The following is a 14,596-nucleotide window of genomic DNA, read 5'->3' on the forward strand; positions in this document are numbered from 1 at the left end:
GCGCCGGTGACCATTACGGTTTGCTGATCAGATTGAGATGCCATGCCAATTCAGGCTTCAAGGAAATCCGGCCTGTCGCTCAATGACCAGATCACCTGGTCACCCAACGCTTCCTCAAGCTATTGATTGAGAAACTGGCAAGATAGCCAATAGCCCTGGCCGCCCCGATGCGCTCTTGTTGGCGATAGATCTGGTACATATCGAGCGACTTGCTGAGCTTGTTCGCTGATAAACTGCCTTTTCCCCGTTGATACACTGCTTCTGTTCCTGGATACTTCATCGCCCGCGTCCCGTCCCGAGTCAGGGCAAGCCACAGCGCCCAATCCTGCCCTCGTGCCACCCGGGGCATGTAGGACTTGCCCAACGCCTCTTGGTTATAGGCTGCGGTGAGACAACCAATCGGGCATCCCCGAAGCAAGTCTTCATAGGTCAGTTCCCGCGGGGTTCTGAAGGCCCTGCCAAAGCGATCTCTGTCCCTATCGTGCACCACGTAATCCCCGTAGGAAAACACGCATTCTTGTTCCTCCATGAAACTTACCTGGGACTGCAATTTTCGCGGTAGCCAAAGGTCGTCGCTATCCAGAAACGCGATGTAACGGCCCCGCGCAGCCTCAATGCCGAGATTCCGCGCCATGCCGGCGCCCCGGCGTCTTTGGTGAATATACTGGAGGTGTGGGATCTCACGACACAACTCCTGCAGAAGTTCTGCCGTGCCATCGGTCGAGCCATCGTCAATGATGACGTGTTCCAGCGGGGCAAGTGTTTGACCCACGACCGCGTGCACGGCCTGCACGAGGGCTGCGGCTGCGTTGTGGGACGGAGTGACGACTGATACGAGGGGCTTCATGGGCAGCAGTAATGTGCCTTGTTGGCGCTGTATGTCAATCTGCGTCCCTCCGGCCCCTACGCGCTTCAGCCACCGCAGCCAGAGCCCATAATCTACCGCTGCCGGGCCAATGTCTTGAAAAGTCTGGCTTGGACGGGTTATCGGAATCTTGCCAGCCTGTTCGCTTTTGCTGACGAGTTGTCCGGAGTGAAGCAGCGCTGATCCGGGTGCAGCGCCTGAAACGGATCTTCGGCATCTTTAGAGTCAGATCTGCACGACCTGCGGCGGGGCATTACGGATCACGGCCTGCAATGAGGATCCCGAGGGAACCCACAAGATCCTCAGCCATCTCGATGCGAAGGCAGCTGAGCATGAAGCCCTGAGGTGGCCTCCGCGTCGGGCCGCCACCCCAGCGCAGATTGTTCCACTGATCCAGCCGACTCGAAGACAGCAAACGGGGGTGCACAACCGTCGGCGCGGGGACAAGGTGGTGGCTGGCCGAGTCGTCGGCGCCGTGGCGAAAAGCGCGCCAGCGTACCCTTCGACCGGGTCTCTTGACGCAAGTTAGGCGTAATTGCCGGATCGGAGTGACTCACGTACTTTGTGCCGAGACCCTTGAGGAAGGAGACGGAAGCTTGCCGGCCGGAATAAAGGCAGGTTATTCTGTCTTGGCAGCGCGGCGGCTGGGAGTTAGCCACAGGCTCCGTTACAAACGAGTTGGGTCCTGTCGGGTTGACCTGAGTTCGTCAGGCGTGCACGACCAAAGGGATGCACGGTCGTATTGCTCCCCAAGGCGTTCCACTCCAAGTTGGCGGCTTGACTGGCCAGCCCATATCGGCCGTCGTAACGGGTGAGTCCGCGTGGACTGCTCTCCAGCTCGGCGCGATCTCAACGACCGTCGGAGATCCGGTCGAGCGAAAGGAATGAACCAACCACCATGGACCTGTCGAGCATTATTGTATGTTCTTTCCACACGGCTGATCCCTATTACCGCAGGCATGCGGAGGCACTCCGGACCAATCTCATCCGGCTCGGCGTCGAGCACGAGTTGGTCGAGATCGAGAAAGGTCCCGGCGAGGAGTGGCCGGACATCTGCCGCAAGAAAATCCCGTTCCTGGCAGGGGTATGCGAGCGGAATGCCGACAAAAAGGTCTTCTGGATCGACGTTGATTGCCAGCTGGTGGAGTTCCCGTCATTTGTCGCGGACTTCAGCGCCGATATCATCGGCTTCCAGCGTGGGTTTAGTTCACCGCTTGGCATCGGTTACCAGAACCGGACCCGGTTCTGGGAGCCGTGCTTCTTCGGCATCAACAACACTGTCGGGGGCCGCAAATTCATCGAAGACGCGAGGTCGTGCGAGGCGATGGCGACTGTTCGGGCAACCGATGATTACTTCTTCGAGGAGTCTTGGCGCGCTAACGCAAATCGTCTGTCGTACCAATTGATCCCGTCAATCTGTGTCTCGTCCCGTGCCAATGAAACGGTGGATGGCGTTCCTGTCTTCTTTCAATTCGGTGACAGCGGACACGTCGCGCAGTTCAAGGACAAGGTCGTTCAGCACCAAAAGTTCTCTCATGGCATGCCGAAGCCCAGCGTCCGTGAGCGGATGCGCGTGGGAGCACGTTACGGCGCGAAGACACTCGAGCTTTGGCTTCCCGAAGCCGCTTCACGACGACTCCGGAAGGTGTCCGACGCAATCGGGATCACGCAGGTGCTGACTGGTGGGGGCGCCGACGCGCTACTTTCGGGTGCTGATGGCAGCCTCCTGGTCGGCTCACCCCACCGGCGACGGATCGTCGAACAAATGATGACGGCGGCGCAACGGGGTGACGAGGATGGGATGAACCAATCCTTTGCCAGGCTGGCCTCGTCCGCTGTCCCGACCTCTGCGGAGATGCTCGTGAAGCAGGCGTGCGACAGTTTCCTGCGCTACGCGAGTGACCACGAGAGTGACGCAATCCTGCCCGTTGCATGGTGGCCACGACCGTTCCCCGGTAACTTTGGGGATTGGCTGAGCCCGCTGGTCATCGCGCATTTGAGCGGACTTCCGGTTCGTTATGTCAGTCCGACTGCCAAATCGTCCGATCCACACATCATCGCGATCGGTTCCATCGGTCGATTCATCAAGCCACGTTCGATCGTCGTGGGCACGGGTGTCTCCAGTACCGAAATCGCGCTAGACCGAAACGCCGAATACATTTCCGTCCGGGGGCCTATCACGGCACAATTGGTAACCGAATGCGGCGGCCCCGCCGTGGAAAGCTTCGGTGATCCAGGTGCGCTGCTCTCGCGGATCATGCCGAGACGACGGGGCGAGACCAATGGTCGTTTGGCCCTCGTGCGGCACTTCACCCATGCTCGCATCCCGCTGACGTTACCACCCGACATCGACGAGTTGGATGTGCTGGTTTCTCATCCTGATTCCATCGCGTTGTTCGTCGACCGTCTGATCCAATATGATGGCGTCATCACTAGCGCGATGCATGTCATGATCGCGTGCCACTCGTACGGCATCCCGTGCGTACTGGTCGTCTTCGAGGGTTTCGAGGCGGCGGTGCACGGGACGGGCGTCAAATACCGTGACTACTCGCTCGGGATCGGCCTCCCGAACGCGCACGAACCGTCGTCGATCTCGGTCGATCTTCGCCGAGAGGGACTACGGGATCGGCTCGTGCTGGAGAAGATCTCGGACGACAAGCTCGACGAAATTGAGGCCGCCGTTCGCCGCGGGATCGACGTTCTTCTCGAACGGCTTACTTCCGGTAGCGCCGTCACTCGGTGAGCACAATGCCCCTTCTCACGGTGGGCTATTCTTGTCTCGCCAACCGAGTTCGCGAATTGCGGCCCCCCAAGGTGGGCGACGGCATTGAGATTGTTGTCGCGATTCAGGGAGGGCCGGCTCGTACGTTCCCGAACGGAGTCCGCACCCTGGTCGTCCAGGGCCTCGGGGTGGCAAAGAGTCGCAATACCGTGATCGATGCCGCAGCGGGAAAGTACCTGCTGTTCTGTGACGACGACGTGGACGTGAACCTGCCTGGGGTATTAAGCGGTGTGCGCCATCTCCAAGCATCTGGACACGCGATGGTTCTCGGAAGAGGTGTCGATGCTACTGGTCGGCTCCGTAAGTCGTACCCGTCCCGCGTCTCGCGCCTGACGCGGTTCAACTCCGCGAAGGCGGCGACCTACGAAATGTTGATTGATGTCGCCCAGGTCCGCAGTGCGGGTATCAGGTTCGACGAACGCTTCGGTGCCGGTGCAGAGCTCCACTTGGCAGATGAGTACATCTTCATTACCGATCTTCTGGCAGCTGGTTTGACCGGAGAGGCGATCCCCGAGGTCTTCGGCATGCATCGGGGGATAAGTTCCGGCGAACGGTGGGGGACCGACCACGACGCGCACGTTCGTGCTGTTGCGCTCAATCGTGTGTTCGGGCGTGCCGCGCCGATCGCCCGACTTCTGTTTGCCTTGAAGCAAGCTCCTCGCCTGGGCAACTGGCGACGCGTCCTTTCCTTCATGACCGACAATGGCCAGCCTTCGCCGTTGCCCCCGGTTGATAACCCTTCGCGCAAAGATCAGCGCTAGACCCGCTGATTCGGAGACCTCATGGCGAATGTGTCGCAGGTCCATTCCACCGACTTCGACCAGGGTCGCTTCACGGGCCAGCCGAAGATTTATGTCATCGCCTCTCAGCCCAGAAGTGGCAGCCACTACCTGGCGGGCTTGCTCAGGGGTACAGGACGGGCCGGCGTGCCGCTGGAGTACTTTCACAAAGGGCACTGGAAACTTTGGGTAAAGCGGTGCCGTCGCGAAAACCCGCTGTCAGCCTTCCGGATCCTGTGCCAGCTGCGCACGACATCGAACGGCATGTTCGGCGTGAAGACTCATTGGAGGCAGTTTCAGTACGCTTGCACTCTGCGGCTTGAGAATGAGTTCAAGGGCGCGAATTTTGTCCAGATCACCCGGGACGACTTGCTGGGGCAGGCCATTTCATTCGTCATCGCGTCGCAGACCGGCGCGTGGATCCACGACCACCAGCCCTGCTCCGAACCACAGTACTCGTTCCCGGCGATCCAGCGCGCCATTGGCGCGATCATCAGCGAGCGAGGTCATTGGGACCGGTTCTTTGCGCTAACCGGGATCAATCCACTCCGAATCACCTACGAGAACTTGACCCAACAGCGGGATGCCACCATGGACTTAGTGTGTCAGCGTCTGGGTATCGAGTGGACAGCTACCGAAGCGGCGCAGCTGAGAGTACAGCGGACTGATCGGAGCATCGAGTGGAGGGAACGGTTCCTCGGAACCTTGCCGCAGATGCACGAGCCGGGGGCGGCCTGGCGGGGTGAATTCGGCCTCCTACCGAGCACGAGCCTGTACGAGTAGTCCTCGTCTCAGGAACAAGACGATTGACCGACGTAAATGCCCAAAGACCCGCAGCTTCTTGTTCGCCCGAACGATTTCCCGCGTCATTCGCTGAACGAAGCGGCGTTCCTCCTTGGTGAGGACGTCGTCGCCGATCTTAAGGAAGTCGAGCCGATTTCTATACTCCTCCGGACTCGGAGGCCGGAATCCACCGGACGCTCTGAAGCTGGGGGAGAGTCGCGAAAGGTGATCGTTCGACTCCTCGAACGATCGTTGGATTTCACACGCATCGTTGAATGAGAGTACGGAATAGTCGGTCACTTCACCCGGGCGTTTCCGGAAGTACTGGGCGATCCGGATGGCCGCAGTGCTGGGCAGCTCGAAGGTGGCGCCCAGTTGTGCGCGGCAGTCTTTCAGAACGTTCGAAACCGCGACGAGCTGTTTTACACCCGCCTTGGTGTTGCCACGGAAATCGTCGTGCTCGTTTGCCGCGACACGTACACCGGACAGGACGCTCGCGAAGAAATCGGGGACAATGCCCCCGGACGGCAGACTGTCGAAGTTCTGTACGACGAGATGGTCCCAGCCGAACGCCTGGGCCCATCGTGTAAGCTGCCCGACGTAATCACCGTGACCACGAGCCCTGTTCTTGGTGAAAAAGTCCCAAAAGTCCAGCGAACATCGTCCAAACCGGGCCTGCTGGTTCCATGCCGACTGCATCCAGAGATCCTGCCGTCGGACGTAGGCGAGGACAGTCACATGGCGGCCGTCGAGTTCCTTCTGGAACCTCGCGATCTGGCGCGATGGGCAGTTCATGAACGCCTCTGAACTGATTACTCCGACCGCGTCTGACACGGCATCAATCTCTTTGAGTGCCTCCTTCCAAACGCCCACCTCGGGCTTAAAGACGCCGGTGGCTACGCGGACTCCGTGCTTTTCGTAGTACAGGTTGTGGTGCGCGATCTGTCCGGCGGCGCGGCGCCCTGCGACGGGGTAAACAACGCCTTGCTCCAAAAGTTGCTTCGCGTAACGCGTGAGGAACTTCTGAAGGCTTGAGGTTCCGGTCTTTGTCGAACCAATGTGCAGGACAATGCGATTCATGACTTCGATTCCATCGGGTACGCAAGTGCTTAGCTGAGCGTCGACGCCTTGACGATTTCGCGGGCCATGCGGTCGACGAATCGGCGCTCCTCTTCGTCGAAGACATCCGTCCCAATGTTGGACAGGTCGATGAAGGCGTCGAACTCGTGTTCCTGCAGGGCAGGAAACGGACCGGACTCGCGGAAACTCGTTGAGATCCTGGCGAGTTCCTCGTTGGAACGCCTGAAGACCTCCCTGATAGCGACAGCGTCGTCGAACGACAGCACCCTGTAATCGTACCGGTCCTTACGGCCCCGGAAGTACTCACTGATGCGTGCAGCGCTCCGTCGCGGGAGAACGAAATCGTCGCCAAGTTGGGCTCGACACGCGTATAAGATCTGGTCGACGGCGACGAGTTGTTTGACGCCTGCTTTTGCATTCTTGCGGACATCTGTTCGGCTGGCAACAGGGTGGTGCCCGCCTGGAACGTATGCCGCCAGAAAGTCCGCGGCGATCCCCGGCTTCTCGGCGATGCGGTCGAATACCCTAATGTCGAATCGGCGATCACCGAAGATGTCGATCCAGGGCGATAGCGTACGAGCGTAGTCGCCCAACACGCGGCCTTGGGTTTCGCAGAACTCGCGGAAATCGAGCGACACCCGGCCGAAGCGGGCTCGCTGATTCCAGGCCGACTCGAGCCATTGATCCTGCCGCCGTACGTAGGCAACCATCGTCGATGGCCGGGGACCGAGCAGGTTCGCCAACTGCTCGACATCGCGGGGGGTACAGTATTGGAACGCTTCTGAACTAATGATGGCGGTTCGCCCTTCGATCTCTTCGATCTCGGCCAGCACTGAGTCCCAGCCACCGAGCGCCGCATCAAACTCGCCGTGACCTCCTTGGTCCTCGCTGATTTCGTAGAACAGGTTGTGATGGGCGGTACCGTGTCGCCCCCTGCCGCTCACGGGGTACAAGATGCCACGTGCTGCGAGCATCGAACGCTCGTTGCTCAGGAACCGCTGGAGGCTCGAGGTGCCCGTCTTGGTGAGGCCGATGTGGAGATGGACCGGGTTCACAGTTTCTCGTTGCTCCGCGAGCGCCTGGTGGCGTCCTCCGGTTGGTTTGATGCCGCATGAATCGATACGCTGTAGTCGGCACACCTTTTCTCGAACATCCTGATGCTGCCGCGGATACCAATGAGCGAGTCAACCCGGCTCAACAGGCCGCTCGCCTTGACGATCCGCTTTCCGTGATTGACGGGTGGTGGGACCTGATGACTTTGATCGTGCCTAGCGCGGCCTTGTATTGCTCGCGCAGGATCTGCTGCTCGAGTTGCCCGCAGAGGGCTGCGATACGGAGATCGGCGGCCCAATCACATTTGCGAAAATCGGGGCGCAGCGGGCGCAGTGTTTCGAGGAATTCGGAGCCCTTGGAGTAGAGACCGTTTAGGAACATCGCGGCGCCCAGAGGCTCCAGCACCCAGCGCCCCCATGTCATGATCAGGTAATCCTCTCCATCACGGACCACAGTGTTTCGGTTCATGTCTGGGTTATGCAGAACCAGCGGTTGTTTCTGAATGATCTTGCGGATTTCCGGGAGATATGCCATCCAGTGGTCCAGGATTTCGGCCTCCTCGGGAGTGTCGGTCACCATGTTCAGGCGGCTGCATAGTTTGGTTGTGAGGCGCTGGTGGAGCATGGCGCGGGAGCCCCGGTAGCTTCGGATGAGGCCCTGCGCGGGTCGGTAAGCCCAGATGTGCCGCAGCAATTCATCGCGCACGTCACGGAATTTCTTCTTCGAAAGTGGGGTGGCGTCGCCGTAGGCGTAGATCTGGCAACGGAATCCGGCGTCCTCGAAGCTCGTGTATTGTCTTGGAGCCTTGAGCCTTTCGCGGGGAACATGTTGGAAGAGAACGGCCTCGTTCTCGAGTAGATCGAATTGGGCAGGTGAAAAAATCTGTTGCTGGTAGTGGCGAATGGGTCGACCCGAACGGTCATGTTGCACTATGTGCAGTGTGTTGGCGCCCCGAAATGTGGAATCTTCCCAGCAGACGTTGATGTCCCCATCAATTGGTTCGACCCTGGCAAGTGCTGCAAGACTCTGGCGCTGCCTGCGGTCCTTTGCAAAAACAACCTGAAAGGCGGGTGTCGCTCTCTTCGGCCCACGAGGTTGCAATTGTACGTTCGGGTATACCAGTGGATCGATGCGAGCGCGCGAGGCCTGAAGGGCGGTGCCAGTTTTGGCGATGCTCGAAAGATTTCCCAGTATTTGCTGTGTGAGCAGGACGCTGAGTAAGGCGATGAGGATGTTGCCACCGCGGTCCAGCAGGAACGGTGCGAGGATGACGACAAACGCGCCGAAGAAGATCAACGTGCTGAATAGACCAAGGTAGGCGTTAAGATTTTTCTGGATTCGGCCCTTGAGCCGTGGGGGGGGCACAGCCTCACCACGCAGTGCCCAAGCTGTGAACACGTACAATAGGGATACGCTGACGCTGATGAATCCCAACAGAGCAGGGTTGAGCCAGGTAAGCAGCAGCGCGCTGAGTGCGATGAACAGCCCACTTGCAATCACGCCGGAGAATCTTGCGAAGACCGACCTGGCCTCCTCCTCCTGGCGCCCATGCAAGCTGATTTGATTGGCACCGCGAAGGATTTCACGCCCGGCATCGAAGGACCAGCGCTCGGTGGCAGATTGCAGAAGGAGCGTGAGCCCATAGGCGATGAACGCAGCGACGGTGAGTCCGACAATCCATTCTGTTTTAGCGTCCGGGGAGACGAAAGGAAAGTAGCGCGGCACGCCTGGTGATCCGGCGAGCAGGATGACCTTTAGGGGCAGGAAAAAAGCGAGGATTCGGGTGATGCGCGCTATGGCGGTGCTGGCGATGGTCAGCAGCGTTGACCCGGGGCGTACCCGCAGGAACTGACGGAGGATTCGGGCGGTCCAGTAGCCGAAGCGCAGGGTTTCGCGGAAGAGCTGCATGGAGGATCGATGTTAACCCGAAAGGTGAAGGTTGGGTAATCCGGTCGCGTGGTGCCGGGAGGGATTGGTATCCGATCGACCGTTTCGGGCACGCTACCGCCCCGAGGTTTGCGGCTCCCCATTGGCCATTGGCTGGTCATGCACCCTCGTGGTTGCCCGCAGGATCAGGCGAACGGAAGCTGACTCAACCGTTGACAATACCAGAGTTTTTGATGGGAACACCCTGCCGCTCGGCGACAAACGTGACGCGCAACCCATGGCGCTTGCGTAGGAGGCCAGCCTCTGGCTGATGGGTCTCCAAGGTTCCGTTTGCCACACCGGGCTTGAGGTTCGTTGCACAACCCGATGCCTTCCAGGAGCAACCCTGCCGCCCGCCGCGGCATTGGAGCCGCTTGCAGGCTGCTCCCGAGGCGGTAGGCGAAGCTCGCCTCTCCGGGCATAATGGCTATAACGCCTACAGTAGCCATCCACTTGGAGGGGCAGCTCTTGAAAACCATGACCGCACGTGACGCCAAGAACCGTTTCGGTGAATTCCTCGACGCCGCCAGGCGCGAGCCCGTCATCGTCACGAAGAACAACCGCCCCGTCGGAATTATGATCTCGATTGAGGACGCGGCCGACACGCTGATCCTCGAGATGTTCATGGAGAAGGAACCCGGGTACGAGGAATGGCTCGTCTCCAAGGTCGGTTCCACTCTGGCCCGCGTCAACGCTGGATCGACGGGAATGCTTCCGCACGCCGAGGCCGTGGCCTCCCTGAAGGCTCGCATCGAAGCGAAATTGGCTCGTAAGGCGCAGTAACGGATGAGGATCCTCTGGACTGACGAAGCGCTGGAGGACCTCGCCTCCTACGGGCGTTGTGGCCTTGATGGCGTAGGAGGCCAGCCCTCTGGCCGATAATCATTCCCGTTCGTAAACGGGTACCCCCACCCGCTCGATGTGCGCGAGTAACTCCGCGTTCTCGATTGTGTGCTTCAGCGCCAGGTCGACCTTCCAGGGGAGAAGGAGATCATCGATTTCTCCGCAGAGCTTCAGCAGTTCCGCGATCTGCATGGTGTCCGCTTCCAGGCACAGGTCGATGTCCGAGCCCGTGCGGAAGTTTCCCTTGGCGCGGGAACCGTACAGGATCGCGCGGTCAATCTGCGGCCATCTTTGGAAGACGGCGCTGAGGCGTTCCAGCACGTACGGCGGGAGGCCGTAGGGCTTTTGCGCCGGCTCGTTCACTTGCGGGTCTCCAGCTTTTCCATGCGTTCGAGGAACTGCTGGAACAATCCGCGGTAGCGGCTCGTGATGCGCGTGGCGATCTCGACCGCGACTCGTTCGTTGTACGTGTGGGCCGTCTGGTTACGGCTCTGGATCATTTCCATCCAGCCCTCGCCGTCCTGCACCAGTCCCTTGTCGAAGGCTTCCCGGACCGCATCGCGTGAGCCCGTGATCGCGGTATTGCCCTGGTAGGCGAAGTAGTCCTTCATGACGTTCCAGGCGAGCTCGTGGGTGAATTCGAAGGCCTGGATGAGTCCCTGCCGCTCGAGTTCCGACAAGTCCCGGGCCTCCGCCAGATCCACGGCCGCGCTGAGCTGTTTGAACGCCCTGTGGTAGTTGGCGAGGCGCTGTTTCCAGCGGACATCAGGGTCGTTCATTGTTGACTCCGGCGTTCGAAAGGTGCTGCTCTGATCCCGTTGGGAAGCTTGACCCAATGGGTTCGCCGTCACAAGCACCCGATCGGCGAGGGGGCTCGCCTACAGGTGTTGTGGCCGCGGCTAGCGTAGGAGGCCAGCCCTCTGGCCGATCGGGTTTTGACTTGGCACCGAATCGTTTCTTGGTTTGGGTGTAATCTATAAGCTACACTTGGATGATGGTGGAGATCCGCAAGTACAGGGACGTACGGCAATGGGTTCCGTTCGACGAATGGTTCTCTTCGCTTCGCGACAGGAGGGCGCAGCGGCGGATTCAGGTGAGGATCGACCGTCTGGCTGCTGGTCTTGAAGGAGACTGGAGGCCGGTCGGTGAGGGGATTCGAGAGCTGCGCATCCCCGAAGGGGCTGGATATCGGGTGTACTACGCGTGGGATGGCGATGCGCTCGTGCTGCTTCTGTGTGGCGGGGACAAGTCGACGCAGTCGAGTGATATCGCAAAGGCGAGAGAGTTTTGGAGGGATTACCATGGTCAATGAGGCACGCTCGGTGCCATATCGCTCGGCTGATTATCTTAAGTCAGCTGAGGATATTGCCGAGTACCTGAATGCGGCGCTCGAGGATGGTGACGAACGGGTTCTGCTGCTGGCGCTCAGGAATGCGGCGGATGCGATTGGGGGCATGACGGAGCTTGCGCGCCGTAGTGGCTTGACGCGGGAATCGCTGTACCGAACGCTGTCCGAAGACGGGAACCCGCGATTGTCCAGTCTTCGAGCGATTCTGGGGGCCTTTGGTGTTGAATTGTCGGTCCGTCCTCGGGCGGCTTGATTGCCGGCATCCGGAGTTTGAAGACCGGGGCCCATCGAGTTGTTGGTGTTCGCTTAATCTTGCCCCGGAGAATTGTCGGATCGGCGAGGGGGGCCCGCCTCCTAGGGGCGTTGTGGGAGGCCGGCCCCGGGCCGTTACGGAACCGGTGTTCGGGCATGTTATCTTGCGCGGGATGAGTTACCCCTACCTGGAAAAGATCCTGACCACGTCGGTTTACGATGTGGCGCGGGAGACGCCGCTCGAGAACATGCCGACGCTGTCGCAGCGCCTGGGCTCGTCGGTGTTGCTGAAGCGGGAAGACCTGCAGCCGGTCTTCTCCTTCAAGCTGCGCGGTGCGTACAACAAGATCTCGCAGTTGAGCGCCAAGGAGCGCGAGCACGGAGTCATTGCGGCTTCGGCGGGAAACCATGCCCAGGGGGTCGCGCTGGCGGCTTCGCGGCTGGGGATCAAGGCGGTGATCGTGATGCCGGTGACCACGCCGCGGATCAAGGTGGATGCGGTGCGGCGCCTGGGCGGGAAGGCGGTGCTGCACGGCGACTCGTTCGACGAGGCGTCCAGCCATGCGCAGATGCTGCAGGAGAAGCATGGCTACGTTTTCATCCATCCCTTCGACGATCCGGCGGTGATCGCGGGGCAGGGGACGGTGGCGATGGAATTGCTCCGCCAGCACCCGGGCCCGCTGGATGCGGTGTTCGTCTGTGTCGGCGGAGGCGGTCTGCTGGCGGGGATGGCCGTGTACATCAAGCGGCTGCGGCCCGAGATCAAGGTGATCGGCGTGGAGCCGGAGGATGCACCGTCGATGTACGAGGCGCTGCGCCAGAACAAGCGGGTGATCCTGGACCAGGTCGGCATCTTCGCGGACGGGGCGGCGGTGCGCCAGGTCGGCAAAGAGACCTTCCGGCTTGCGCGCGAGTTCGTGGACGAGATGCTGCTGGTCGAGACCGACGAGATCTGCGCCGCGATCAAGGATATCTTCGATGACACCCGGGTGCTCGCCGAACCTGCCGGCGCGCTGGGGGTGGCGGGGCTGAAGAAATACGTCGAGCGCGAGGGGCTGAAGAACGCGCGCCTCGCAGCGGTGCTGAGCGGCGCCAACATGAATTTCGACCGGCTGCGGCACGTGGCCGAGCGCGCCGAGATCGGGGAACGCAGGGAGGCGGTGTTCGCGGTGACGATCCCCGAACGCCCCGGCAGCTTCAGGCGGTTCTGCAAGGCCATCGGCAAGCGCGGCATCACCGAGTTCAACTACCGGTACTCGGATGACAGCGACGCGCACGTCTTCGTCGGGCTGAAGGTCGAGGGTGGCGACGCCGAGAAGCAGGAAGTCCTGGAGCGGTTGGCGGCCGAGGGCTACCCGATCCTGGACATGACCGACAACGAGGTGGCAAAACTGCATCTGCGCCACATGGTCGGCGGCCACGCCAGCCACGTGGAGAACGAGAGCCTGTACCGCTTCGAGTTCCCGGAACGGCCGGGCGCGCTGATGCATTTCCTGACCCGCATGGGCGCCAACTGGAACATCAGCCTGTTCCATTACCGCAACCACGGCGCTGCCTACGGCCGGGTGCTGGTCGGCATGCAGGTCCCGGAATCCGACGCCGGGCGCTTCCGCGACTTCCTCGAGGAACTCGGTTACGCCTGGTGGGACGAGTCGAACAACCCGGCGTACCCGCTCTTTCTGCGCTGATCAGCGTCCCTGCGCGGCAAGGGACTCCTCGTTGTATGCGGCGTCGATGGTGACGATGGTCCTCTCGACCAGCCGGAAGCCTTCCACCGGGGCGTCGTCCTTCATGTACTTCAGGCGTACTGGGCCGATGGACTTCACGGCGGTGGCGCGGTCGACTTCGGTCTCCGCGGAATCGGCGCCGGCACCGTCCATTAACGCGACGAGGACCTCGGCGGCGATGGGATCCCGATGGCTGCCGTCACGGGCCTTGGCCAGCGTCTGGCCGGCGTCGCCGTCCAGGAAGTTCTGGTCCATGTGGTAGTCGAGGTAGTGCAGCAGCTGTTCGAGTGTCATTGCTTGGGCTCCTTGCGGTAGGTGTGGGGTCTCATTGGGCCAGCCAGTCCTGGTTGAGCTCGATCTGGCAGGCCTCCTCGACCCGGCGGAGGTAGTAGAGCATGTCCACCGGCAGGTTGATGCCGTCGTGCATCTGCAGCGGGTAGAGGTCGGCGGCCAGCATGCAATCGGCGACGCTCAGCTGGCCGAGGTAAAAGCGCTCCCGGGTGAGATGACGGGCCAGATCGGGCAGGCGCGACAGCCTGGTGAACTGCGCGAAGCCGTCGTAGCGGTCGTTGGCGAGTTCCTCCAGCGTCATGCCGAAGCGATGGCGGACACCAGCCTTGAAGTCGGCGAGGGCCTCGGCGTTGTCGCCGATGCCGTGAAAGCCGGGCGCCAGCGGGGCGTACAGACGCTCCAGGACCGCATCGACCTTCGCGCGCCAGTCCAGAAGGGCAGACCACGCGGCGTCGTCGACGATTCCGTCGCGCAGTGCCGGCTTCTCGGGGAACAGTCGGTCGATCTCCGCAAGCACCGCGGTGGTGTCCGTGTGCAGGGTGCCGTCCGCGGTCTGCAGTACCGGCGACTGGCGGGCGATGCCGAGTTCGAAGAAGGTCTCGTCGTCGAACCAGTCCACCGGGCGCAGGGTTAGCGGCACCTGCTTCGCGCCGAGCGCCAGGCGCAGGCGCTGCGCCTGCGGGGTGTGCGGGAAGTAGTAGAGCGTGGTCATCGTGGCCTTGGGTGTGTCGCGCAACGCGATACTACCTGCGGGGTGAAGCAGTGCCTACACCCCGTAGCGGTGATGAGGATGTTCGCGGAATTGGATTCCCCCGCCCGATAGCGGGAGCAAGCTCCCGCACTCCACAGGGTTAAAGTGAAAGTCAC

15 protein-coding genes are annotated in these 14,596 nt (G+C 61.0%); 7 read left to right on the forward strand and 8 right to left on the reverse strand.

Annotation, left to right across the window (positions count from 1 at the left end; translation table 11 throughout):
* Positions 1-91: 91 nt before the first annotated feature.
* Entirely contained in the window at positions 92-847 is a 756-nt protein-coding gene (locus EA346_RS03355; protein ID WP_296755626.1) for a glycosyltransferase family 2 protein, read from the reverse strand.
* 916 nt (positions 848-1,763) lie between these two features.
* Here EA346_RS03355 and EA346_RS03360 point away from each other — a divergent pair.
* From EA346_RS03360 to EA346_RS03370, 3 genes are read left to right on the forward strand one after another with little or no spacing between them, the layout of a single operon-like run.
* The gene (locus EA346_RS03360; protein WP_296755627.1) at positions 1,764-3,608 is read left to right on the forward strand and encodes a polysaccharide pyruvyl transferase family protein; all 1,845 of its coding nucleotides are present in this window, start codon (positions 1,764-1,766) and stop codon (positions 3,606-3,608) included.
* Between the two features lie 5 nt (positions 3,609-3,613).
* Entirely contained in the window at positions 3,614-4,408 is a 795-nt protein-coding gene (locus tag EA346_RS03365) for a glycosyltransferase (RefSeq protein WP_296755629.1), read from the forward strand.
* A gap of 21 nt (positions 4,409-4,429) precedes the next feature.
* Positions 4,430-5,209, forward strand: a complete 780-nt coding sequence (locus tag EA346_RS03370; protein WP_296755632.1) for a Stf0 family sulfotransferase — start codon at positions 4,430-4,432, stop codon at positions 5,207-5,209.
* Here the strand turns inward: EA346_RS03370 and EA346_RS03375 are convergent.
* From EA346_RS03375 to EA346_RS03385, 3 genes are all read right to left on the reverse strand, one after another.
* The gene (locus EA346_RS03375; RefSeq protein WP_296755634.1) at positions 5,183-6,289 is read right to left on the reverse strand and encodes a hypothetical protein; all 1,107 of its coding nucleotides are present in this window, start codon (positions 6,287-6,289) and stop codon (positions 5,183-5,185) included. The two genes, EA346_RS03370 and EA346_RS03375, sit on opposite strands and share 27 nt — an antisense overlap.
* Positions 6,290-6,318: 29 nt before the next feature.
* The gene (locus EA346_RS03380) at positions 6,319-7,344 is read right to left on the reverse strand and encodes a hypothetical protein (protein WP_296755637.1); all 1,026 of its coding nucleotides are present in this window, start codon (positions 7,342-7,344) and stop codon (positions 6,319-6,321) included.
* A 139-nt stretch (positions 7,345-7,483) separates the two neighbouring features.
* Positions 7,484-9,250: a hypothetical protein gene (locus EA346_RS03385; RefSeq protein WP_296755639.1), complete on the reverse strand. Its 1,767-nt coding sequence runs from the start codon at positions 9,248-9,250 to the stop codon at positions 7,484-7,486.
* 495 nt (positions 9,251-9,745) lie between these two features.
* Between EA346_RS03385 and EA346_RS03390 the strand changes: the two genes are divergently transcribed.
* Positions 9,746-10,051, forward strand: a complete 306-nt coding sequence (locus EA346_RS03390) for a type II toxin-antitoxin system prevent-host-death family antitoxin (protein WP_296755653.1) — start codon at positions 9,746-9,748, stop codon at positions 10,049-10,051.
* A 99-nt stretch (positions 10,052-10,150) separates the two neighbouring features.
* Here the strand turns inward: EA346_RS03390 and EA346_RS03395 are convergent, their stop codons facing one another.
* Both EA346_RS03395 and EA346_RS03400 read right to left on the reverse strand, forming a co-directional pair.
* Entirely contained in the window at positions 10,151-10,474 is a 324-nt protein-coding gene (locus tag EA346_RS03395; RefSeq protein ID WP_296755642.1) for a nucleotidyltransferase domain-containing protein, read from the reverse strand.
* Complete coding sequence (locus EA346_RS03400) at positions 10,471-10,890, reverse strand: nucleotidyltransferase substrate binding protein (protein WP_296755644.1); 420 nt, start codon at positions 10,888-10,890, stop codon at positions 10,471-10,473. Before EA346_RS03400 ends, EA346_RS03395 begins: the two co-directional genes overlap by 4 nt.
* A gap of 215 nt (positions 10,891-11,105) precedes the next feature.
* On the opposite strand from EA346_RS03400, the gene EA346_RS03405 reads away from it, so the two are divergent.
* The 3 genes from EA346_RS03405 to ilvA all read left to right on the forward strand — a co-directional run bounded on the left by EA346_RS03405 (position 11,106) and on the right by ilvA (position 13,399).
* The gene (locus tag EA346_RS03405; protein ID WP_296755656.1) at positions 11,106-11,423 is read left to right on the forward strand and encodes a type II toxin-antitoxin system RelE/ParE family toxin; all 318 of its coding nucleotides are present in this window, start codon (positions 11,106-11,108) and stop codon (positions 11,421-11,423) included.
* Positions 11,413-11,712, forward strand: a complete 300-nt coding sequence (locus EA346_RS03410) for an addiction module antidote protein (RefSeq protein WP_296755647.1) — start codon at positions 11,413-11,415, stop codon at positions 11,710-11,712. Before EA346_RS03405 ends, EA346_RS03410 begins: the two co-directional genes overlap by 11 nt.
* Positions 11,713-11,884: 172 nt before the next feature.
* Positions 11,885-13,399 carry a threonine ammonia-lyase, biosynthetic gene (ilvA, locus tag EA346_RS03415; protein ID WP_296755649.1) on the forward strand — a complete coding sequence of 505 codons (1,515 nt, stop codon included), beginning with the start codon at positions 11,885-11,887 and terminating at the stop codon, positions 13,397-13,399.
* On the opposite strand, the gene EA346_RS03420 is transcribed toward ilvA, so the two are convergent.
* Positions 13,400-13,732, reverse strand: a complete 333-nt coding sequence (locus EA346_RS03420) for a hypothetical protein (RefSeq protein ID WP_296755652.1) — start codon at positions 13,730-13,732, stop codon at positions 13,400-13,402.
* A 31-nt stretch (positions 13,733-13,763) separates the two neighbouring features.
* Entirely contained in the window at positions 13,764-14,441 is a 678-nt protein-coding gene (locus EA346_RS03425; RefSeq protein ID WP_296755658.1) for a glutathione S-transferase family protein, read from the reverse strand.
* Positions 14,442-14,596 lie beyond the last annotated feature (155 nt).

The organism is Thioalkalivibrio sp., from assembly GCF_007692535.1.
Classification (GTDB): Bacteria; Pseudomonadota; Gammaproteobacteria; order Ectothiorhodospirales; family Ectothiorhodospiraceae; genus Thioalkalivibrio.

Coding starts and splice junctions, on each gene's coding strand:
- EA346_RS03355 (WP_296755626.1), bottom strand. CDS start 847: ATGAAGCCCCTCGTATCAGTCGTCACTCCGTCCCACAACGCAGCCGCA.
- EA346_RS03360 (WP_296755627.1), top strand. CDS start 1,764: ATGGACCTGTCGAGCATTATTGTATGTTCTTTCCACACGGCTGATCCC.
- EA346_RS03365 (WP_296755629.1), top strand. CDS start 3,614: ATGCCCCTTCTCACGGTGGGCTATTCTTGTCTCGCCAACCGAGTTCGC.
- EA346_RS03370 (WP_296755632.1), top strand. CDS start 4,430: ATGGCGAATGTGTCGCAGGTCCATTCCACCGACTTCGACCAGGGTCGC.
- EA346_RS03375 (WP_296755634.1), bottom strand. CDS start 6,289: ATGAATCGCATTGTCCTGCACATTGGTTCGACAAAGACCGGAACCTCA.
- EA346_RS03385 (WP_296755639.1), bottom strand. CDS start 9,250: ATGCAGCTCTTCCGCGAAACCCTGCGCTTCGGCTACTGGACCGCCCGA.
- EA346_RS03390 (WP_296755653.1), top strand. CDS start 9,746: ATGACCGCACGTGACGCCAAGAACCGTTTCGGTGAATTCCTCGACGCC.
- EA346_RS03400 (WP_296755644.1), bottom strand. CDS start 10,890: ATGAACGACCCTGATGTCCGCTGGAAACAGCGCCTCGCCAACTACCAC.
- EA346_RS03405 (WP_296755656.1), top strand. CDS start 11,106: ATGGTGGAGATCCGCAAGTACAGGGACGTACGGCAATGGGTTCCGTTC.
- EA346_RS03410 (WP_296755647.1), top strand. CDS start 11,413: ATGGTCAATGAGGCACGCTCGGTGCCATATCGCTCGGCTGATTATCTT.
- ilvA (WP_296755649.1), top strand. CDS start 11,885: ATGAGTTACCCCTACCTGGAAAAGATCCTGACCACGTCGGTTTACGAT.
- EA346_RS03420 (WP_296755652.1), bottom strand. CDS start 13,732: ATGACACTCGAACAGCTGCTGCACTACCTCGACTACCACATGGACCAG.
- EA346_RS03425 (WP_296755658.1), bottom strand. CDS start 14,441: ATGACCACGCTCTACTACTTCCCGCACACCCCGCAGGCGCAGCGCCTG.